This window comes from Bifidobacterium sp. MSTE12, assembly GCF_000513015.1.
GTDB classification, from domain to species: Bacteria; Actinomycetota; Actinomycetes; order Actinomycetales; family Bifidobacteriaceae; genus Bifidobacterium; species Bifidobacterium dentium.
The window spans coordinates 131,219-154,062 of record NZ_AZYA01000017.1; the positions used below are offsets into that span (position 1 = coordinate 131,219).

General features: G+C 59.8%; 15 protein-coding genes. 11 read left to right on the plus strand and 4 right to left on the minus strand.

The annotated features are described in order from the left end of the window. The 4 genes from HMPREF1494_RS05030 to HMPREF1494_RS05045 all read left to right on the plus strand — a co-directional run bounded on the left by HMPREF1494_RS05030 (position 1) and on the right by HMPREF1494_RS05045 (position 6,430). Positions 1-711 (plus strand): YesL family protein, encoded by a 711-nt coding sequence (locus HMPREF1494_RS05030; protein ID WP_034520388.1) that lies wholly within the window; start codon positions 1-3, stop codon positions 709-711. Between the two features lie 5 nt (positions 712-716). Continuing rightward, positions 717-2,873: a glycoside hydrolase family 127 protein gene (locus tag HMPREF1494_RS05035; protein WP_196336389.1), complete on the plus strand. Its 2,157-nt coding sequence runs from the start codon at positions 717-719 to the stop codon at positions 2,871-2,873. 134 nt (positions 2,874-3,007) lie between these two features. Beyond that, positions 3,008-3,745 (plus strand): hypothetical protein, encoded by a 738-nt coding sequence (locus HMPREF1494_RS05040; protein ID WP_231495333.1) that lies wholly within the window; start codon positions 3,008-3,010, stop codon positions 3,743-3,745. Positions 3,746-3,976: 231 nt separating this feature from the next. After that, positions 3,977-6,430, plus strand: a complete 2,454-nt coding sequence (locus HMPREF1494_RS05045; protein WP_034520403.1) for a glycoside hydrolase family 36 protein — start codon at positions 3,977-3,979, stop codon at positions 6,428-6,430. Positions 6,431-6,665: 235 nt separating this feature from the next. On the opposite strand, the gene HMPREF1494_RS05050 is transcribed toward HMPREF1494_RS05045, so the two are convergent. Beyond that, positions 6,666-7,703, minus strand: a complete 1,038-nt coding sequence (locus HMPREF1494_RS05050) for a glycoside hydrolase family 43 protein (protein ID WP_003838380.1) — start codon at positions 7,701-7,703, stop codon at positions 6,666-6,668. A gap of 65 nt (positions 7,704-7,768) precedes the next feature. Continuing rightward, positions 7,769-8,872 (minus strand): LacI family DNA-binding transcriptional regulator, encoded by a 1,104-nt coding sequence (locus HMPREF1494_RS05055; protein WP_034520408.1) that lies wholly within the window; start codon positions 8,870-8,872, stop codon positions 7,769-7,771. Positions 8,873-9,184: 312 nt separating this feature from the next. Between HMPREF1494_RS05055 and HMPREF1494_RS05060 the strand changes: the two genes are divergently transcribed. The 7 genes from HMPREF1494_RS05060 to HMPREF1494_RS05090 all read left to right on the plus strand — a co-directional run bounded on the left by HMPREF1494_RS05060 (position 9,185) and on the right by HMPREF1494_RS05090 (position 19,778). Further along, the gene (locus HMPREF1494_RS05060; RefSeq protein ID WP_034520446.1) at positions 9,185-10,549 is read left to right on the plus strand and encodes a glycoside hydrolase family 27 protein; all 1,365 of its coding nucleotides are present in this window, start codon (positions 9,185-9,187) and stop codon (positions 10,547-10,549) included. 16 nt (positions 10,550-10,565) lie between these two features. Then, positions 10,566-12,887 carry an alpha-L-arabinofuranosidase C-terminal domain-containing protein gene (locus HMPREF1494_RS05065; protein WP_034520411.1) on the plus strand — a complete coding sequence of 774 codons (2,322 nt, stop codon included), beginning with the start codon at positions 10,566-10,568 and terminating at the stop codon, positions 12,885-12,887. Between the two features lie 24 nt (positions 12,888-12,911). Beyond that, positions 12,912-14,468, plus strand: a complete 1,557-nt coding sequence (locus HMPREF1494_RS05070) for an MFS transporter (protein WP_034520414.1) — start codon at positions 12,912-12,914, stop codon at positions 14,466-14,468. A 10-nt stretch (positions 14,469-14,478) separates the two neighbouring features. After that, positions 14,479-15,435 (plus strand): TatD family hydrolase, encoded by a 957-nt coding sequence (locus tag HMPREF1494_RS05075; protein ID WP_012902556.1) that lies wholly within the window; start codon positions 14,479-14,481, stop codon positions 15,433-15,435. Positions 15,436-15,599: 164 nt separating this feature from the next. Beyond that, on the plus strand, positions 15,600-17,777 hold the full coding sequence (locus HMPREF1494_RS05080; protein WP_003838396.1) for a KUP/HAK/KT family potassium transporter: 2,178 nt from the start codon (positions 15,600-15,602) through the stop codon (positions 17,775-17,777). Positions 17,778-17,884: 107 nt separating this feature from the next. Next, positions 17,885-18,793 (plus strand): class II glutamine amidotransferase, encoded by a 909-nt coding sequence (locus HMPREF1494_RS05085; protein WP_034520417.1) that lies wholly within the window; start codon positions 17,885-17,887, stop codon positions 18,791-18,793. A gap of 139 nt (positions 18,794-18,932) precedes the next feature. After that, on the plus strand, positions 18,933-19,778 hold the full coding sequence (locus HMPREF1494_RS05090; RefSeq protein ID WP_034520420.1) for an HD domain-containing protein: 846 nt from the start codon (positions 18,933-18,935) through the stop codon (positions 19,776-19,778). A 187-nt stretch (positions 19,779-19,965) separates the two neighbouring features. On the opposite strand, the gene HMPREF1494_RS05095 is transcribed toward HMPREF1494_RS05090, so the two are convergent. Together HMPREF1494_RS05095 and HMPREF1494_RS05100 are read right to left on the minus strand one after the other, a co-directional pair. Next, entirely contained in the window at positions 19,966-21,075 is a 1,110-nt protein-coding gene (locus HMPREF1494_RS05095) for an ATP-binding cassette domain-containing protein (RefSeq protein WP_003838403.1), read from the minus strand. After that, on the minus strand, positions 21,072-22,397 hold the full coding sequence (locus tag HMPREF1494_RS05100) for an ABC transporter permease (RefSeq protein WP_231495334.1): 1,326 nt from the start codon (positions 22,395-22,397) through the stop codon (positions 21,072-21,074). The genes HMPREF1494_RS05095 and HMPREF1494_RS05100 overlap by 4 nt, the downstream gene beginning before the upstream one ends. Positions 22,398-22,844: the final 447 nt, after the last annotated feature.

Consider the following 22,844-nt stretch of genomic DNA (forward strand, 5'->3'; position numbering starts at 1 on the left):
ATGAAACGATTCGCCGTTGGCTACGAATTCCTCTGCCGCATCATCATGATGATCGTCGTCGTCAACGTCGCCTTCGTGGCGCATACGCTGCTCGGCCTGATCGTCGGAGGCCTGTTCCCCTCCGTCGCCGCATCGTATGCCACCTTCCGCTCTTGGCTGCTTGACGTCGACGACCGCTCATGGACGGTCAAACGTACCTGGAGCACCTTCCATCAGGCATGGCTGGAGGAGCTTGGCTCCGCCAACCTGTTCGGATGGCCGCAATTGCTCATCTGGACGCTCCTCATCTGGGAATACTGGTTCGTGCAGCACAACGACCTAGGCACCGTGGGATTCGCGATTTCCGGCGCACTGCTGGTCATCAACCTGATCTATGGCCTGTTCGCATTCCTCAGCTGGGCCGTGCACGTCAATTTCGACGAGAAGGCGCCATGGGTGGTACGCACTTCGCTGTCGATGGTAATCGCTCGACCGCTCTGCAGTCTCATGGTGCTGCTGCTTTTCCTCATCACCGTCTGGGCATACTACATGTGGCCCGGCCTGATGATGGTATTCGGTGTGGCCGTGCCCATCTTCGCCACCATGATGGCCGTCTACTCGTGGGGCCGACTGCCCGGCATGGACGTACATGTGCTCGAACCCATCGGACAAGACCAGAACGCCGGCCCTGCCGGTACGACAACCCCCGCACGGAAGGACAATCTCTCGTGACCGACATCCATAACCGCCACAGCCATCCAATCGCGCTGCGCGACGCCACCGTCACCGACCCGTTCTGGGCCGCCGAGCAGGAGCTCGTACGCACCGCGGTGATTCCATATCAGTGGAATGCGTTGAACGACAACGTTCCCGGTGCCGCCCCCAGCTACTGCATGCACAACTTCAAGGCCGCGGCCGCGCAGAATGCCGAGCATCACGAGCAGGGCAAGGCCTTCGTGCCGCCGAAATACACCTTCCGAGGCTTCGAGGCGCTGCCGGAAGACCCGGCCAATCCCGACCCGGACAAATTCTATGGATTCGTGTTCCAAGACACCGACTTCTCCAAGTGGATCGAAGCGGTCGGCTACTCGCTGACCCATCATCCCGACGCCGAACTCGAGGCCACAGCCGACGCGGCCATCGACATCGTGTGCGCGGCGCAGCTGGACAACGGCTACCTTGACACCTACTACATTCTCAACGGCATGGACCGCCACTTCACCAATCTGAAGGACCATCACGAACTGTACTGTTTCGGGCATCTGGTCGAAGGTGCGGTCGCCTACTACGAGGCCACGGGCAAACGCAAGCTACTTGATGCGGCCTGCCGTTTCGCCGATTACATCGATTCCCGATTCGGTACGGAAGAAGGCAGGCTGCACGGCTATCCGGGCCATGAGATCGCCGAGATGGCGCTGGTGAAGCTGGCTGCGGTAACCGGCGAGACCCGTTACGCCGGCCTGGCCGAATACTTCGTACGGCAGCGTGGCCAGCAACCACTGTACTTTGCACTCGAAGATCGCCGCCGTGCCGAAGAGGACGGTCGCAACTACGAGCCACGTGAACAGAACTACGCCTACTATCAAGCCGACAAGCCGGTCACGGAACAAACGGAGGCGCTCGGTCATGCCGTGCGCGCCGCCTACTTCTACTCAGGCGTGGCCGACGTGGCGAGAATCACCGGGGAAGCAACACTGCTGGAATCCTGCGAGACGCTCTGGCGCAACATCGTCGACAGGAAACTGTATATCACCGGCGGCATCGGTGCCACGCATATGGGCGAGGCGTTCTCCTTCGACTACGATCTGCCGAACGACACCGCCTACTCGGAAAGCTGCGCGGCCATCGCACTCGCGTTCTTTGCGCGCCGTATGCTTGAGATTCAGCCGAAATCCGAATATGCGGACGTCATGGAATCGGCCTTGTACAACACCACGCTGGCCGGCATGGCGCTCGATGGCAAAAGCTTCTTCTATGTGAATCCGTTGGAGGTCGTGCCCGAAGCCTGCCATCGCGACGAACGCAAGTTCCACGTCAAGCCGGTACGTCAGAAGTGGTTCGGCTGCGCGTGCTGCCCGCCGAACATCGCCCGCATGGTCGAAAGCGTGCAACAGTACGCCTACACGGTGGCCGACGATGCCTCCACGCTGTATGTGCACCTGTATATGGGTGGCGTGGTGTCCGCGAAACTCGGCGGTTCCGATGTCTCCCTTGAAGTGCGGGCCGGTATGCCGTGGAATGGCGCCGGCGCCATCACCGTGACCCTTCCTTCCTCCGATGAGGGGCAGGTTCCGGAGTCCTTTGCCTTGGCCCTTCGCCTGCCTGCCTGGGCCGGTGGCGAGTCGGCCGCCGACTCCATCCATGCCGCGGGTGAGAAGGATTCTCGCATCACACGCACCATCCGTGACGGCTACCTCTACCTCACCGGTACTTGGCGTGACGGTGACGTCATCGATTTCGACTTCCCCATGCCGGTCAGGATGATTGCGGCCAATCCTCTCGTACGCGAAGACGCAGGCAAGGTCGCCTTCATCCGCGGCCCGCTGGCCTACTGCGCGGAAGGCACCGACAATGGTGACAATCTGCATCTGCTACATGCTGATGCCGAGACGATCGCCGCCGATCCGGACGCCGTCAAAGTCAACGAAATCACCTTCCATGCGCAGGCCGCCGCACAGGACGAACGAGGCTTGGGCGAAGTGGAACCGGTCGATCTGCCGATGGTCACGCTGACCATTCCCGCTTGGCGGGAGTCCTCGCAGGGCGCCTCCGACAAGTCGCTGTACGCACTGTGGCAGCCGGCACAACGTCAACCGACGGAAGTCACGCTGATCCCGTATTTCGCATGGGCCAATCGTGGCGAAACCGAGATGGCGGTGTTCCTGCGCAGCTGACGTTTGACGGCCAACATCCCGTTGGACGGCATACGGAATTCTGCGGGCAGTCCATACCCCCAGCGAAAACGAAAGGCGATGGTGTAGACTGCCCGCAGAATGCGTAAATGGCAGTGATGAAAACGAGGATCAATATGGCCGATGGACGGCATGATGATGACTATGCACTTTCCGACGAGCAGAAGGCGGCCGTAGCCGAGCTTTCCCGATCCAACGTGTACGCGAAGCAGTCGAAATGGAAGACGCTACATGAGTTGCCGATGGCTGAAAAATGGCCGTATTTCAAGGAAAACTTTCTTTCCTATGCCGTCATCATCGCCGTTGTGGTCGTCATCGTCGCCGCGTTCGGCGTTTCCTACCTCACCAAGGGGCCACGCGCCGAACTGAGCGTCGAAGGCATCAATATGGACGGGTACGCCGACCAGCTCGACCGGCTCGGCTCCGACTTCGTCAAGGCGGAGAAGATCTCCGACAGCCGGCTGGTGCAAATGGACACGTCCATCTCCCTCGGTGATTCCGAAAATGCGCAGGACGGTTCCGCACGTCTGCTCGCCATGGTCTCCGCCGGGCAGATCAACATGATCGTCACCGATGCCGATACGTTCGCGGAAGTCAATAATCGAGGTGACATTACCAAGCCGGCGGAGATAATGGGCGAGGCGCAACTGGAACGGATCAGGGATTCGCTGGTCGATGCCAAGGGCAATCCGGTTACGGATGTGAAGAAGGCCGTAGGGTTTGACCTGTCCAAGTCGAAGGTGTGGAAGTCCGTCAAAGGATTGCCGCAGCAGCAGATGATCCTCGGATTCAGCAACGTCACCAAGAGCAAGGAGATGCCGGTCAGATTCGTCGAATATCTGCGATTCGAGTAGCGTTCGGCTTGGTTGGCCGTGCCGCGGCAGCCTTTTCCGCTCTGATCGTCATGCTGTCGGGCTGAAGAGAGGCTGACGCCTGGCCATACGGCCCTCATATCGGGGGATTGCATGCTCGGTTGAGCGGACACACGCGCACCGCCCCCCTCGCATGCACTGCGTAAGCTAGTGTTTATTGCGTAAAACGATGCGTATTGTCCAACGAATGTTGGAGAGCGAAGGAGCTGCACTATGGCCGATGGCAACATGATTCCACTGCTTCCTCAATCGGACGGTCGTCTTGCATGGGGCAATGGCGTGATTTCCATGCTGTTTGATGTTACGGGGGACTCCCCGGTCCGGCTTGCCAATGTCGCCGGTCGAGGCATGGCCACCGCGGAAGGGGGCTTATCGGGGGCTGTTGCGGTGGTAGAACGCGATGTGCGGCCAATCGTCGAGGTACGCGCCGCCAACACCGGATCGCAAGACAACCGTCTATCGCTGATAGCCACCGTTGCCGGCGGCAAGTTGCGTTTCGTTTCGGCCCATGCCAGCGAGCCGGCAGAGGATTCCGGCGATCCGTACCGTTTGGAAATCACCCAATTCGCCTCCTACGATGCGCTTCAGCCGATGGGCCGCGAATTCGAACCCGTTGCCACGGAACGGGACCGCCCTTCCGAAGACGCTGCCCCTTCCCCGCATTGCGAACGGGCGCAAGGCATCGAAGCATCGCCAACGATTCCCGGCAACGCTACGGATGCCCCTCAACCCGGTCTGACCGTAACCAGCGTTTTTGAAGCTTATCCGGGTCTGTCGGCCGTACGCACCCACACCAGGTTGCGCTCACCGGAACCGTTCTCCGTCGAGGCGGTCTCCTCCATGAACCTCACCGTGCCCTTGACCGTTAACGGCGGAACGGTGGAAAGTTCCCACCTGCTCTGGGGTGACGCGGCTTGGGCCGTGGAGAACGACTGGCATATGCGGCCGCTTCGTGAAACCAGCGTGCGCGATCGTAATCAGCGCATCAACCCCGGTCAATCCAGTTCCCGTTTCGCACTGAGCTCCACCTCCACATGGAGCACTGGCATGCATGAACCGGCGGGCATCGTGCAGGTTGAGGAATCGAAGCGTCACCGTTCCCGTAAGGTCCGCGACTTTTCCGTGATGTGGCAGATCGAGCACAACGGTCCGTGGGAATGGGAGGTCGGCGAGGATGATCCGGGTCTGCATATCGCCGCGTTCGGTCCGGAATATCAGGATCATCAGTGGTTTACGAATCTAGGCGAAGGCAACGATTTCGAATCCGTGCCGGTATCGTTCGCCATCGTTGCCGGTGACTGGCAGGATGCCGTCGCGGAAATGACGCTGCAACGTCGCGCCCTGCGGGCGGCCAAGGCCCGCGAGCTGGGTCGTACCGCGGAATTCGAGCGAACGCAAGGCTTGGTGATTTACAACGATTATATGAATACGTTGTTCGGTGACCCTCGTATCGACAAGGAGCTGCCACTGATCGAAGGTGCAGCGGGCGTCGGCGCCGACATCTTCTGCATCGACGCGGGCTGGTATGACAGCACCGACGGCGGCTGGTGGGATATGGTCGGCGAATGGCGGGCCTCCACGAATCGTTTCGGCGAAGTCGGATTGCAGGGATTGGCCGACATCATTCGCGAGCATGGCATGGGTTTGGGATTGTGGCTCGAACCCGAGGTGATCGGTGTGCAATCACCGCTCGCCAAAACGCTTCCGGACAGCGCCTTCTTCCAGCGTCATGGTGTGCGCGTGTGCGATTCCGGGCGCTATCTGCTTGATTTCCGTTCGCCCGAGGCCCGTGCGCATGTCACGCGTACCGTCGATCGGCTGATCGACGATTTCGGTGCGGTCTTCTTCAAATTCGATTACAACACCATTCCCGGGGTCGGCACCGATGTCGATGCCGGGTCGGCCGGTGAAGGTCTGCTCGCGCATTGCCGCGCCTACTTGGATTGGCTTGATGACTTGCGCCGCCGCCATCCGGATGTGATGATCGAGAATTGCGGCTCCGGAGCCATGCGCGCCGATTACGCGCAACTGTCGCGGCTGGACCTGCAGTCGACTTCCGATCAGTGCGATCCGCTGGTGTATGCCGCCATTGCGGCCGGGGCAGGGTTGACGATTCCACCGGAACAGCAAGGCAATTGGGGTTACGCCCAAGAGGAAATGAACGATGAGACGGCCGTGTTCACGCTGGCGACTGGCGTGATGGGCCGCCTGTATCTGTCTGGATTCATCGATCGCATGACCGAACCGCGACTGAGCTTGGTGTGCGATGCCATCGCCCTGCATCGGCGAATTCTCGCCGAACAGTCCGCCCTTGTGCCGTTCTGGCCCGCCGGTCTGCCTGGTTTCAACGCGGAGTGGCTTACCTCCGGCCTGCGCCATACGGAAGCCGCCTCCCGTTGGCGGAGCGAGACGGAAGGAGGCTCATCGGATACGGACCCTCAGACTGATTACATCATCATCTGGCGTCGAGGCGGCACCCCATCCCTCTGCATGCCTTTGACCCAAGGTGATGAGATCGAACAGATTTTCCCCGATCCGGGCAATCCCGATCATGCACCCGAAACCAAGCCGTGGACCATTGAACGGCTCGATCCGGAAACCGTTCGTCTGACCGCGGCTACCACCGAGTGTCCTTCGGCCCGAATCTTCGCCATTCGGCATACATAGGAGACAGGATGCATGCATGATTTCCCAGAATCGACATTTTGGGGAATCATGTTTTTCATATGTGAGATGGAGGGCTTAATGATAGGGAAATCGGCCATGCAAGATGGCAAAAGACCTGAATATATACCCCCTAACATATGGCCTCCGTGCACGATTCGCCTGAGGACCTTTCAGGGCGAATCGTGCACGGCCCAGCCGTCCGGTCCATGCCCGGACGAGCGTCACATTCCAATCCTTATAGGCTGAAGGCGGCCTGCACGGCGTCATATTCGGCGGATGTAATCGGCAGAATCGCACCGTGACGCTTCTTCAAAGTGCCGAAATCGATATCGTCGGCACGCTGCCAATCGGCGGGATCGTGCGAGGCGAGCGAAGCGGTGCGGAACGACAGATAACCCTTGGCTTCCGCGTACTGATCGCACATCAGGCCGAACGGCATGTTCCTTCCGGCCACTTCATGTATGTCCGCATCGTTGTAGCGGAACAGTTCCGGACCTTCCAGATAGTGCATGGAGTAACGCCCATTGCCGAAGATGTCGGTGAGCGTGCCCACATATGACCATTCATTCGGATCGTCGGTGCGCAACACCTCGTAGGTTACCGCGTACGGGTTGCGCGTGCGTTCGATGGTGATTTCCGAATCCTTGGATGCGCGATACCACCAGCCATCATCGTCGAGCAGCATGGTCGAGTCGATGATGACGTTCTTGCGGTCGATCCATTTGACCGGATCGGAAAACGTGACGAAATCGCGCGTGGTCGCGTAATACACGTTCGTCGGGTCGCCCAACTCGTTAGCCAGCGGATTGTCTGGTTCCTCGATGTTGCATTGGGTGGACCAGAACACGATCCACTGTTCGCGGACCGGATCCCAATTGGCTTCCGGTGCCCAAGCCATGCCGGCCCCCGGAATCTTGGAGGCGACATCCACTAGGCGCGGTTCGCTCCAGTGCACAAGATCGGGGGAGTCCCAGATCACCAGACCGGTCGAGCCGTTCGTGGTCGCGCCGTCGTTCGGCCCCCAGCCGCCGCGATAATAGATGCTCAGATCGGTGGCCACGATATGGAACCCACCGCGCGGGTCGCGTGTGATGTGCGGGTCGCGCACACCCTGTTCGCCGTTCAGCCATTGCAATGCCGGTTTGCCGGCGGGGCGAAGATCCTGCCAGTGCACGCCGTCGCGACTCAGTGCGAAATACAGCTGTTCATCGGTCGGCGTTTTCTCGTCGCCGATGAAATGCACGAAAATGTAGGCTTCTGTGGTGGTGTTCATGGGTGTTCCTTTGTCTGTGGCCTTCCCCGTCAGGGGAAGATGGCTCGAGGATCAGGGGAAGGTGTTTAGAGGAGGTGAGGCGCGGTGGATTCGCGTTCCACCAGTTGGTATCCGATTGTGGCTCGGCTTGGCGGTAACGGTTCGGCGTCCTCTTCTCCTCGGCGTTCGACACGTTCGGCGATCATGTCAAGCGCGAACTTGGCAAGCTGATTGAGATCCACCTCGATGGTGCTCAGCGAAGGTGTGGCGTACGATCCGCTGGTCACGCCGTCGAATCCGATCACCTGCACGTCTTGCGGTACGCGGATGCCATGATTGGCAAGACCCCGGATTACGCCGAACGCGGCGAAATCATTCGCGCAGCATACGCCGTCGAATGGCGGGTCGGCCACGTCTCCGACGTCGGCGTTTCCGCGCGTCGCCAGAATCTGCTGCGCAATCGCATGCCCTGCGGCGATGCCGTCTTCGGCGCTGCCCGCTTCGAAAACGGTGGTTTCGTCATATGGCAATCCTGCGTCCAGCAGTGCGTTGCACGCGCCGCGGAGACGCAGCAGAAACGCGTTCTGCGCGTGGGCCAGGTCGGCGCGTTTGGTAAAGGCATGGCCCACGATTGCGATTTTGCGGCATCCATGGTCGATCAGATGCTGGGCCGCCGCGCGTTCGGCCTCCTCGTTGGGAAAGTTCACGGCATCGACGGTCGGTATCTCCTCGCAGGCGTCCACCAGTACGAACGGCCTGCCGCCGTTCAGCTTGGCGAGCGGCAGATTCGTACCTAGGCCGGTGGCATGCAGGATCTCACCGTCGAATAATTGTCCGGAGAACGGATTGCTGGTCAGCGCGTGCGCGGCGGCGTCGGCGGAATAGCGCGTCTGTTCGATGAACGGCGTGAGCCCGCGTGCCACGATTTCGTTGCTCAGTGCCTGCGTGAGTTTCGAATAGAACGGTGAGTCGAATTCGTTGACGATGACGTGGATGATGTTGCTGCGGCCGGATTTCAGCATGCTGGCGGTCAGATTGATGCGGTAATCCAGCTTTTTCGCCGCAGCGAGCACTCTAGCCCGTGTCGATTCCTTGACGCCCGTTTTGCCGCGCAGCGCATTCGAGGCGGTCATGGGGGAGACCCCGGCCGCGGCGGCTACGTCGCGCAGCGTCGGCTTGCTGGTTGCCATAGATGGCCTCCTCGATGAATGAACTACTGATTATATGTAACGATATTATATATTTTCGTTGCTGTAAAATCGGAGTTTCTTATCTGAAAAATGCTGAAAAATCAGCAGACTCACCGAATGGTTGTGCAAGTTGTGCGATGCTGAAACCTTATTAGAATATGTACCGTTACATATAGTGATTGTCGGGAAGGACCGACGATTGCGACCATGGAATACGGAACGTATGCCGAGCGATCGCACAGATCGGACAAACAAAGGAGCGGCTCGATGACGACACTGCCTGACACATCGCTGAAGGCCTGGCGACCACCAATGGGCTGGAACAGCTGGGATTCCTACGGCACCACCATCACCGAAGACGAGGTGCTCGCCAACGCGCGATTCATGGCGGAACATCTGAAGGCCGCCGGCTGGGACACGCTGGTAATCGACGCCGGTTGGTTCGATCCCAACGCCCACGCCCACGGATATTCCGACGGTACGCCACTATGCATCGATGAATACGGCCGGCAGTTGCCCGACGAACGTCGTTTCCCGAGCTCCGCCGAAGGCAAAGGGTTCGGCCCGCTCGCCGATGCGGTGCATGAGCTTGGTCTGAAACTCGGCGTGCATGTGATGCGAGGCATTCCGCGTCAGGCCGTACACGAAAATCTGCCGGTGAAAGACACCGATCTCACCGCGCGGGATGTCGCCGACACTGAGCACAACTGCGTGTGGAATCACGACAACTACGGTCTGAAGCGTGGTGATGCCGGCGCTCAGGCTTGGTATGACGCGCAAGTCGACCTGTTCGCCTCATGGGGCTTGGATTTTCTGAAGGTCGATGACATGCAGACGCCATTCTTCCCGGAAGAGATCGAGGCCTACCATAATGCCATCGCGAAGGCGGAAAAGCGGTATGGCCGCCGGATCACGCTCTCGCTGTCGCCGGGCGGCTGGGTGGCCAGCACGCATGTCGATTTTCTGCGAGACGTTGCGCAGATGTGGCGCATTTCCGACGATCTGTGGGATCGGTGGGAAGACATCTTCCAGCAATTCCCTCGCCTGGCACGTTGGGCACCGCTGCAACGGACCGGCCATTGGGCCGATGCCGACATGCTGCCGCTCGGTCATATCGGATTGCGTGCCGAACGCGGCGACGACCGGCAGTCACGGCTGACGCTCGATGAGCAGAAGACGCTGCTGACATTGTGGTGCATGGGCCGTTCGCCATTGATGGTCGGCGGCGATCTGCCTACCAGCGATGATGACACGATTGCACTGCTCACCAATCCCGCATTGCGTGAAGTGACGGCCGGTTCCGCCAACAACCGTGAGATTGTGCGCGAACGGCTGTTTTCCGAATGGAACGTCGAAGACAGCTATATCGGCGACCTCATCGTATGGACCGCCGACGCGGTCAAATGGGCCGACGGCACGCCTTGCGCACATCCGGGCAGCCATTATGGAGCGATCTTCTGGACCGGCGACGAACCCCATGAGCTCAAAGGCAACATCCAACTGCAAAGCTTCGTCGGCATCGCCGACCGGAATCGCGACTGGACACTTGCCGACCTGTGGGCAGACGCTCCCGGAACCCCATCCGACATACGCATCGAAGGCGAGGGGGAAGACCGCGTGATCCGCGGGACCATCCCTGCCCACGGCGCACTCTGGTTCGCCATCCGTCCCCTCTGAGAAAAGGAACAAGAACATGGACAAGCTCACCGCAATCCTGAACAAGGCAGGCATACGCAACATCAGCACCGACCTGTGGGGCATTTTCTTCGAAGACATCAGCTACTCCGGCGACGGCGGCCTGAACGCCGACCTCGTACAGAATGGCGCCTTCGAATACAATCGCGCCGATGCCGCCGACTGGAGCAACTACAGTTTCTGGCGCAAAGTCGTGCCGGAAGGCTCATTCGCCGCCTTCGACGTACTGACCGACGATCCTGTGGCATGCGAAAACCCGCATTACGCCTCAATCGAAGTTGAGCAGGCACCCGTCGCGTTGGAAAACGTCGGATGGGACGGCATGGTCTTCCGCACCGGCGAAACCTATGACTGCTCTGCCTGGATGCGCGTCGAAGCTGGCGCCTCCATGCCCGTCACCATCGCTCTGCTTGGCGATGACGGCAACGTGCTCGCTGAAACTTCCGTCACCATCGACAACACCGTCTGGAACAGGATCGAAACGTCCCTCGTCGCCTCGGGAGCCGCCACGCAGGGCACGCTACGCCTGACATTCACCCAACCGGGCACCATCGACCTTGACTTCGTCACGCTCGAACCACGCACCACCTACCAGGGTCTCAAACACTTCCGCCCCGACCTGGTGGAGGCGCTCGCCGACCTGCATCCGCGATTCATGAGATTCCCGGGCGGTTGCATCACGCACGGTCTCGGCATGGACAACATGTACCACTGGGACCGCACCATCGGCGAAGTGGAGCATCGCCCGCATAACTTCAACCTATGGGGCTACCACCAGTCATTCCGCATCGGCTACTACGAATACCTGTGCCTGTGCGAAACCATCGGCGCAAAGCCGTTGCCGGTACTGCCCGCCGGCGTGAGCTGCCAGAACACCAGCCAAGGACCGGTACCGATCGCGCAGAAAGACATGCCGTCCTACATCGATGAAGTACTGCACCTCATCGAATTCTGCAACGGCGACGTCACCACCGAATGGGGCGCAAAGCGCGCCGCCATGGGACATCTCGAGCCATTCGGCCTCGAATACCTCGGCATCGGCAACGAAGACCTCATCGACCCGGTGTTCAAGAATCGTTTCCAGCAGATCTTCGACGCGATCAAGGCCGCATATCCCGACATCGTCGTCGTTGGCACCGTCGGGCCGGCCCCAAGCGGTCAGGACTATGAGGAAGGCTGGAAGTACGCGCGCGAGGCCGGCGTACCGATCGTCGACGAACACTCCTACCAGTCATCCAGCTGGTGGTTCCACAACCTCGACCATTACGACGACGCGGACCGCAGAGGCCCGAAAATCTATCTCGGAGAATACGGATCCTGGAACACACAGCTGATCAACGGCCTGTCCGAGGCGGCATTCATGGGACGCATGGAATTGAACGGCGACGCGGTGGTCATGTCCTCCTACGCCCCGCTGTTCGCCAAAAACGGACATCACAGCTGGAATCCGGACCTGATCTACTTCGACAACGAACGCGTCTACCTGCCATACAGCTACTGGGTGCAGCGGATGTACGCCACCACCACGGCCGACACGGCATGGCCGGTCGCGGTCGAAGGACCCACCACGCTACGCCGTGACCTGCCGAACACGGTGAGGCTACTCATCGACGGCAACGCCAAAGCCGATCTGAAGGATCTGACCGTCACCACGGCCTGCGGCAAGCGGATCGAACTCGGCGACGTACACTACGACGCCCGCCGCATCGACACCGGTCTCGATCTCAGCGCGGACGACTACTCCATCGACGCCACCGTCGTCTACTACGAAGGCCGCTGGGGCATGCAACTGATCAGCGGCGACGTCGACGGCAAGAATCACAACATCGTCTCCCCCGGCCGCGGCCACAGCGTACAGGTGGTCCGCGACGGTACCGGCTACGCGCTCGCCGGTACCGAAGTCTCCATGAACGAGGTGCGACCAGGCACCACATGGCAGGTGCATATCGAGATCTCCGACCGCGGACAGGCCATGAAGCTGTACATCGATGGAGAACCCATCGCCTGCGGGGAAGAGGTCCGGGACGAGCCGAGGCGCACCGTTACCGTCGCGCGGAACGAGGGCGAAGGCGAGACCTATCTGCGCATCGTCAACGCGATGTCCGAACCGGCGATGTTCGACATCAGTCAGATTCTCGCCGAACTCGGCATTCCCGCTGAGATCGCCGCCGCGACGGCCACAGTGTTGGAAGGTGACGATCCGTATGCCGGCGACATCGGCAAGGCATCGCCGACCAAACCGGTCGAAGCCGCCGTCGATCTGACGGACGGCGCATATCTCGCGCCCGCCTGGTCGTTCAGCATCATCACCATCAAATGACGGCATAGGCAACGGGCGGTATCCATGCAGGAATCGCATCAACCACGCAAGGTCACTGCCATATCGGCCATCGGCTACGGTATGGGAGACCTTTACGGCGGCGGGCAGGGTGCGCTCGTCGCCACCTATCTGGCATTGTTCTGGAATCGCTTCTGCGGCATGGACATCGGCCTGACGCAAAGCGTGATCGGCATGAGCGCCATTCTGAGCGCTTTCGCCGCGCTCGGTTTCGGCGTGCTGTGCGACAACCTCTACCGGTTCCGCATCGGCAGGCGGTTCGGCCGTCGGAGCCTGGTGCTCGCCTTCGTGGCTCCGGCGGTGCTTGTGGGCTGCCTGCTGTGGATTCCCGGACTTCCGACGTTCCTGTACTGCCTGGTGTACGTGGTGTGGGTCATGCTGGCGCAGCTGTTCGGCACATCGTATAGCACGTTGCCCGGCGAGATGACCGCCGATTTCAGCGAACGCACTACGCTGTCCACCGTACGGCTGTTCCTCTCCACCGCGTCCGGCACGTTGATCCCGTTGCTTGGAGGCATCGTGCTCTCGGCGGTGGGGGAGGACCATCCCGGCGGATATATGGGATTTGCGTTCGCGGTCACTTCCATGTTCGCCTTGGCGGTTTTCATCTGCTGGCGTTCCACGTGGGAGATGTCGCCACGGCAGGCAGGGTTCGGCATGTATGAGGATTCCGATGGAGACTCGGCCACGATCGCCGCCGGTCCGATTATCCGTCCGGCCCGTCACGTCACGCAGGTCTGGCTGCATCGCATGTCCGTCATGCTGCGTGAATACGCTTCCACGCTGCGTATCGCGGAATTTCGGCGTCATCTCACGGTTTACGTCATGGTGATGGTGTCAATGGACATCTTCGGCCAGCTGTTCCTGTTCTTCGCGATCTACGATTGGGGCGTCACGGCCGCGTTCGCCTCGATGCTGCTCACCTGCGCCGTGATCTCACTGCCGCTTATGCCGGTCTTCGGCTGGGCGATCATCAGGATCGGTCCACGCAGGCTGTACGCCATCAACTTCGCCGGATGCCTGATCGGCGTGGCCTGGATGTTTGCCAGCTGGATGCTTTCAGGCACGATGTCACGCGCCGCATGGACGGCGTTCACCATCATCGGAGCGGTCTGGTTCTTCTCCTTCAAATCGCTATGCGGCTACCTGCCATGGCAGGTCTTCCCCTATATGGCGGACGTGGACCAAATCGTCACCAAACGTTATCGTTCGGCCACATTCCTTGGCGCACAGACCTTTGTACGCCAGCTGTGCAGCGGCCTGCTCTCCATCGGCACGGGCCTCGTGCTGGCCGCCACCGGCTTCGATTCCCGACTCGATACGCAACCCGCGTCAGCCCGCATCGGCATCGGCGCGATACTGCTCGGCTGGTTCGCCATCGCCATGACCATCGGATGGGTCGAATCGCAGCGCATGAGCCTCAGCAAGGAAACCGACAACATGCTGCTCATGGAAATCCACCGCCTGCAGCATGGCGGGGCCAAGACCGACGTAAAACCGGAGATCCGCAACACAGTGGAACTTCTTACCGGTCTCGACTACAACGACTGCTGGCGGGACTAATCTAGGTCCTATGAGCAAACACCATCGCGACCGTAGCTGGGCCCCGGCCCCGCAGCCCCTTCCCGACGACGCGCACGTCATCGACAATCACACGCATGTGGCCTCCGTCGTGCCCTTCTCCCGAGCCATGAGCCATGAAGCCGCAGAAAAGGGCCAACCCGAAGTGCCCGTCTACAGTGTCGACGAATTGCTGTCCCAAGCACAGGCGGTCGGCGTGGAAGGTGTCATCGACTGCGGCTGCGAACTGCCCAACCTCATGACCGCCATCGACATGGCCCGCGAACATCCCGATGTCGTGCATGCGGCCATCGCCATCCACCCCAACGAATCCGTGCTCCATGGACACCGCGGCGTACCCGGCCCCGACGGCCTGCCGCTCAAATACAAACCGTGGCATGACGTCAATTTCGATGACGCCATGGCCGAAGTGCACCGGCTCGCCGTCACCTACCCGAAGCAGGTGGTCGCCATCGGCGAAACCGGCATGGACCTGTTTCGTACCGGCGAAGCCGCCAAGGAACTTCAACGCGAAGCCTTCCGCGCACATATCGCACTCGCCAAGGAATTGGGACTGCCCATGCAGATCCACGACCGCGATTCCCACAAGGAGGTCATCGAAACCTTGCTCGCCGATGGCGCTCCGGAACGCACCGTATTCCACAGCTACTCCGGCGACGCCGAAATGGGTGAGATCGCGCGTGAAAACGGCTGGTACCTGAGCCTTTCCGGCACATCCAGCTACAAAGGCAATGATGGCATCCGCGAATCGGTCAAACTCGTCGGCCTTGACCACGTCATGGTCGAAACGGACGCGCCCTACCTGAGCCCCATGCCCTATCGTGGCCGCACCAACGCGCCATATATGATTCCGTACACCCTGCAGGCGCTCGCCAACTATCTTGATAAGCCATTGGCTGAAATTGCGCGCGCCACTCGTGAGACTACGCGCAAAGTGTATGGAATCTAAGGGTTTTGAGAGAGCCGCCATGGTGCTGAGCACACGTCGAACATGATTGTCGACGGCTGAATCGGGCTTGAGGATTTGACAACCGCCCACGGCGCTCCTAGTGTGCCGCCTTGCGTGTTATTTTGGGGAGTGGGTTGGAAGGCCCGCCACTTGGAGGAAGCGTTATGGCGAACGAGCCAGACGAAGAGAAACCGTTGCTCCACGCAGCGGCCTATACGCAGGCGCCCAAGGTCTCGCACAAGGTCCTGACCAAAGAAGAGCGCCAGGAGCTCATCAAACAGCACGAGGAAAAGCAGCAGGAAGCCGCCAAGCTCGATGAGGCGGCCAGTAGAGGCCGTCTGGGCCGCTGGTGGAGCAGACTGCAGTCCGGCCCCGACAAAATCACCTTTTCCATGGCAGTGGTCGCACTTGGCGTGGTATATGGCGATATCGGCACTTCGCCGCTGTATACCATGCAGACCTTCCTCAACGGTCAGGGCGGCTTGGCCAACGCCGATCGCGAAGCCGTGCTCGGCGTGCTGTCGCTGGTGTTCTGGTCGATCACGCTCATCACCACCGTCAAGTACGTGCTGATCGCCATGCGTATCGACAACAAGGGCGAAGGCGGCATTTTCGCGCTGTATTCGCTGATTCGCAAATACGGTGCATGGCTTGCGATTCCCGCCATGCTCGGTGGCGCGGCGTTCCTCGCCGATTCCGTGCTGACTCCCGCGGTATCGATCAGTTCCGCCGTGGAAGGCTTGGAAACGTTGCCTGCGCTGGAACATGTGATGACGGAGAACAAGGAACTTACGCTGATGATCACCGTCGTGATCATTGTGGTGCTGTTTTCCGTGCAATCGCACGGCACCGAGCGCATAGGCCGTACTTTCGGCTCCGTGGTGATGATATGGTTCTCGTTCCTGGCCGTCGTGGGGCTCATGAATCTGAGCAACGACTGGAGCGTTTTCGCCGCGCTCAACCCGGTGTATGGCGTCCGCTTCCTGTTCAGCCACCACAACGTGGCCGGCATCGCCGTGATGGGCACCGTGTTCCTGTCGACTACTGGCGCCGAGGCGCTGTATTCCGACATGGGCCATGTTGGCCGCGGCAACATCTACTGCACTTGGCCGTTCATCAAGATCGCACTGGTACTGTGCTACTTCGGCCAGGGAGCGTGGATGCTCGATCATTGGGACGATTCCGCCTACCGGCGCATGCACGGTCTGAACCCGTTCTTCGAGATGATGACCCCGTCCGTACGGTACATTGCCGTGATACTGTCCGTCGCTGCCGGCGTGATCGCCTCGCAGGCCCTGATCACCGGCGCCTACACCATGGTGTCGGAAGCCACCCGCCTCAACTGGATGCCCCATCTGCAGGTGCGCTATCCGGCCCGTACGCGCGGCCAGCTCTACATTCCGGTCGTCAATGGGGTGCTTTGCGCGGCTACGCTGATCGTGTTGGCGATTTTCCGCGATTCCGAGCATATTTCAGCCGCCTACGGTCTGGCGTTGACCATCACGATGATCACCACCACGATTCTGCTGGCCGTCTACATCTGGCATGCCGGCAGACGGTTCGGCGCCATCGTATTCACCGTGCTGTTTCTGGCCATCCAGTTCATGTTCTTCTTCGCTTCCATGGCAAAGTTCCTGCGCGGCGGTTGGTTCACCATGCTGCTCACGCTGGCGATTCTGACGATCATGTATACGTGGAACGAGGGTACGAAGCTGGAGCGTACGCAACGCCGGCACATGCAGCCCGCCGACTGCCTGCCGGTGCTGCGGCAGCTGCATGACGACGATACCGTGCCGTATTTCGCCGACAACATCGTCTATCTGACATCCGATCCGGAAACGAAACGTGTCGATACCGACATCTTCTTCTCGATTTTCGCCGATCATCCGAAGCGTGCCCGTGCATGGTGGGCCGTTTCCGTGGAAACCGCCGACGAGCCGTTCACCCGCGAATATTCGGTTGAGAATTTCGGTACGGATTTTCTGTTCCGGGTGCGTATCCGGCTGGGATTCAAGGTTGCGCAGTCCTTGCCGGCCTACATTCATCAGATTATGAACGACATGTTGAAATCGGGTGATCTGCCGACTCAGGAAAGCCGTTATCCGAAGCTGGACGCCGATGTCAATATCGGCCCGATTCGTTACGTGCTGATTCATAAGGCGCTGATGCCCGAATCGAAGGTGTCGCAACGTGGCGCGGTGTCTTTGCAGATCAAGTATGCGATTCGCCGGTTGGCCGGGTCTCCGGTCAAATGGTTCGGGCTCGCCCCCTATAATCCGCTGGTCGAAATCCAGCCGTTGTTCCTCGCCACCGAGCGTCCTCCCCGTCTCAAGCGCGTCTGACCGCCGCATTTCACCGCCCGTAGCGGTTCGTTGCATTTCCGCCCGCTATAAGGAATGCTGATAGCAGTGTACGCGCGTCGAAATGTGAGGTCGGTATGGTTCTAACCATGTGCAGATTACTTGGATTCGCGACCGCAGGCAGCAACACCAGTCTCAATGGTGTGCTCGGCATGCAGGCCGTACGCGAATTCCGTGATCTCAGTGAGGTGCATAATGACGGCTGGGGAGCCGCCTTGGTCACCGTTCCGGAGGAATCCCCGTACCGTCGTGACGGTGGCGCGCCTTCTCCGGAAACCGGTACCGCGATCTACAAGAACACGATTGCCGCCCGTCATGACTCGATTTTCGACGAGCTTGCCGGCACCCCGGCCCGAGGCGGCCTGTGGCATCTGCGTCTGGCCAGCTCGAATCTGCCGCTGATTCTCGAGAATCAGCAGCCGTTCTACGCCAACGGCTTGAGCTTCATCCACAACGGTGACATCTCCGATGATCAGGGGCGTAACATCATCACCAACCGTTCCTTCCCGGTTGACCCGAACATCGTGCAGTCCACCGGCGGCCGTTCCGATTCGGCCATTTTCTTCGCCGTGATCCTGCAATACATCGGCTTTGGCTTCGCGCTTGACGAGGCTGTGGCCCAGGCCGTACGTGAGTTGCGCAAGAGCTATCCGAAGTCAAGCTACAACTGCATGATTCAGAGCCAGGATCAGTTCATCGCCTTGTGTGCGGCAGGTCGTGAGGTCACTTCCAAGCGCATCCTCGAGATTTACGACCAGTACGGTCGCGGCGAGCAGGCCCATGATTACCGCGTACTGCGTTACCGTGCGCTTGATGAGGGTGCTCAGGTTCCCGATGGCGGTGCCGTCCCCGCCGAATCCGCTGCCCGGCTGAAGGGCGTGGTCGTGGCCAGCTCCGGTTTCGAACAGCGTGCTGAAGACGGCTGGACCCGTCTTGAGAACGACCGGATGATTGTCGCCTCCAATCGCACCGGTGAATTCCGTATCCGTTCCATCTGATGCGGAATGTCTTCGGACCGTTCGCTCGATGCGGCTCGGCTCCGACCGGTTCCCGACCGGTTTGTGCAGGGGCTGACTTTCGATTTGGATTCGTAGCGTAATCGGAGCGGCTGAGCGTTCGGACGCTAAGATGAGCCCTATGACAACCGGATATATCCCTACGCTCGCCCAAGTGGATGAGTTGCATAAGAAAATCGCGCAGTCGCAGGCCGCCTATGACCTGATTCATGGTCATTGCGTGGTCGTGGCCGACATCGCCCGCCGCATGGCCCGTCGTCAGAACGCCCTGTTCATGCGTCGATGCACCCTGCCTGCGGATGTGCCTGAGAAGACCGGCGATTTTGGCTTGGCGCTGACTTCCGACGAGCCAGGTGAGATCGGCGGCACCAAACCGGATGGGGGTGCTGGCGTCCCTGCCATCTCGGGCTCCGAATCGTTCGGTATGCTCCACATTCCGGCCGTGCCGCCAACCGACGGCATCACCGGTGGCATGGTGCCGCCGCGTCTGATCGACGAGCATATGGTGGTGATTGGCGGCCTGTTGCATGATATCGGCACGTACTTTCTGCTCAAGCAGGACGGTTCCGACGGTGAACCGCTCAAATTCGACGGGCCGCACTATGTACAGCATGGGCTGAAAGGCTACGAATATCTGCTGGATGGGGGCGTGGACGAATCCATCGCCCAGTTCGCCCGCAACCATACCGGCGTCGGCCTCACTAAGGAAGCCGTAGTCGCACAGAATCTTCCGCTTCCGCCGGACGACTATGTGCCGATGAATCTCGAGCAAGAGGTCGTGATGGTGGCCGACAAGTACAACAGCAAGTCGATTCCGCCGAAATTCCTCACCGCCGAGGCCTACACCCGCAAAGCCGCCCGTTTCGGTGAAGCCAACAAGCGTGAGTGGCTGCATCTGCTCGAACGCTATGGCATCCTGGACGTCAGGCCTCTGGCCGCTCAATACCACATGCGGGTCGTCGAATAGGCGTCTATCCGTCTCGCATGGGGCGGATTCGTCTTTTGCTGAGGCCATCCGATGCGAGGCCATCCGGCGTTACCAAGGCATCCGATATGGATAATCCCGGGTATGAGATGTTGATCGCCCAACGGTTTTCAACATCTCATACCCGGGATTATCCATATCTGTTCGCCATATAAGGCGGGACAGGCGTTTACTCGAGTTCTACGCTATGCTCCATCGCATCGGCGACCTCTGGATTGACGGTCACCACGATGATGGCGCGTTTGCGATCCGCATCACGCTTGAACTTGCTCAGCAACGCCAGCACTTCGGCGGCTTCGTCGCGATCCAGACCGACGGTCGGCTCGTCGGCGACGATCACCTCGGCTTCGCAGCACAGGGCACGCGCTATTGCCACGCGGCGCTGATCGAGTTCGCTCAGCTTACCGATCGGCAGTCCGGAGGTCGCCTCGGTGAATCCCACTCGTTTGAGCAGCTCTCGCGCGATCACCGGCTTCGGCTTGAGGAAATTGCGGTTCGAAGCGTCCATCGCATAGAGGATGTTGCTTTCCGCGTCGAGCTCACCGCGCACGGCGAAACGTTGCGGAATGAAGCCGATGCGATGCCCAAGCACGTCCAGCGGCTCCACTTCGTTCAGATTGGCGCTTTTGTTCATCACATTGCCGCGATCCGGACGAATCATGCCCACCATCGTGGCGAGCAGCGCCTGATGCTGTTCGTTGTCTTCGGCATCCACCAGCACGGCGTGGGTTGCACCGGCTTGGAACGCCAATGACAGGTCATCGAGAATGTTACGCCCCGTCTTACGGTGCGTCACCGTCACATGGTTGAGCGCGAACGTCGGATTCGACTTCAGGAAGAAGGCGTCCTTCTTCCTGGTGCGCTTGATTTCACGGTTCAGCCGTGAAGACACGCTCGTTGCGGAATCAGATGCCGCGGTTGCACGCGCATCCAGTGATTCGATGTCGTCGGACTTGTGCAACGCCAGCGTCTCGTTGACACGATTCGCATTGTCTTTGACGATGTCAGCGTCGGCCGTCTCGTCGTTCTGCTCCGCTGCTGACGGTACGTCCACGGTTTCGGAGGATTCGGTATCGGCCGCGGCGTCGGTTTCGTCTTCATCGTCATCATAGATGACATCGAAATCGATGGATGCCGCATCGACATCGGTCGTGGCGTCGGTGCCTGCCTCAGTGGTTGATTCGACGGCTGCATCCGACGTTTCGACCGCTTCGGTCGTTTCCGCTTCGGTCACGGTTTCATCGGGCCTCTCGTTGAGTTCGTTGTCCTTGTCGCTCATGCCTTCACCTCCGAGCGGTTTTCAAACAGTTGATTCAGGTTGAAGCACAGTACGCGAATCAGCGCGATGATGCCCAATACCAGGCATGCGCCCAAGCCGCACCAGATTACGTTCCATACCGAAGCGGATGTGATCGCCACGGCATGACCGCCTGCCCAAGCGGTGCCCAGTGGTTTGGCGAGTAATGCGCCCGCAATCAAACCGATCGCCCAAGCGGGAATGGTCATCATGAAGGTTTCCAGCATGAACTGCCATCCCAGACGTCCCTTGGATACGCCCGTCACCATGGCCATGCCGATTTCGTCTCGACGGCCGGCGATTGCGGCCCAGAGAATCAGCGCAAGCAGCACCAGTCCACCGCCGATCAGCGTTGCCGGCAACGCCTTACGTGCCGTGGAGGCGGCGGAATCCAGCTTTGCGATGGATTGCTTGTATGCGGTCAGCGACGGTGAGGTGATCTCATACGTCTTGGTGTCGAGCTTGGCCTTCTTCACCAGCTTGCCGAAGGTGTTGTAGTCGCTCGGATTGCTCAGCGTGAAGATGATGTTCAGGTCCGGCTTGGCCCAACCTGTGGCATCCGTGGTGTCCAGGCCGTCCTTGGCGAATGTGAGATACGAGGTATAGATCACGTTTTCGCGATTGTCCTTGGCGTATTTGGCGTCGGAACCGAAGCCGGACGGTGCCTCTCCGGTGTATTCGTAGATGCCGCGAACGGTGAACGTGTAGGTTTCGGATGCGTTGGTCGGATTGCCGACGGTGATGGTGTCGCCGACCTTGAGGTTGTTCTTTTTGGCCAATGCCTGAGAGATCAGTGCGCCGTCGCCCTGGGTCTTATAGCTCAGATGCTTGCCTTCGGTCACCTTGTAGGTACCGTATTCGTTGAGTTTCGCCGCATCCAAAGTGTAGAAGGCCTGCAGCGTCAGATTGCCGCCGGTCTTGTCTTCGCTGGTGTCGGTTTTTGCCGAAATCGCAGTCAGCGACTTGCTCTGCCTCACCGGTACCGAAGTGGCAAGCGTGTATTCGAAGGTCAGGCTTTTGTTCTGTACGGCGGTTGCGTATTCGCTGTACTTGGCCCAAGTCAGGTAGTTGTCGGTATAGCTGGAGTCGGCACCGTCACGTTTGGCTTTGGTTTGCGCGTTTGGCCGAATCACCGCCGAAGCCTTTTGCGACTGATATGTTTCATTATTGGCGGTGTCGTCGGAGCGTAGGACCGTCAGGTCCACGGCTGCCGAGAACGACACCAGCAGTGCTATGAGGGCGATAAGCGCCGTACGCCACTTGCAGCGTCCGAGCGCGGCCCATGCGTTCTTGAGAACGAACATGCGGTACTTCTCCAGTTCTCTGTGTTGTTGCGCCGGCGGCATGCCGACGTCGACGTTGGCCGGGACGCGCACTTCAGCAAGGCAGACTCAAAGCGCACGTTGCGTCCCGTACCAACATGATGGTCATGCTACGTGTATGTTTTCTTGCGCAATACTGTTATACCCCTGCATGAAGTCTGAATACTTCCTGAGAATCGTAGTTTGAGAAGGCCTGATCACAGCTGATGCCGGCCTTCGGCGGTGCCTGTTCAAGGTGGTCGGTCCGGATGAGGCGTAGTGTCGCATCCCCCTTTTCATGTGATCGGACGGTTGTTCCGTCGTTGTCGTCACGATTGTGCGATTGCACGATCGGATGGTTGCCACGGCATCGTCTTTTACGTATTGCCGTTCGTCTTCGGTGAGGAAGCCGCCGTGAGGATGCGTGGCTGAGAGCGGGATGGCAACTCC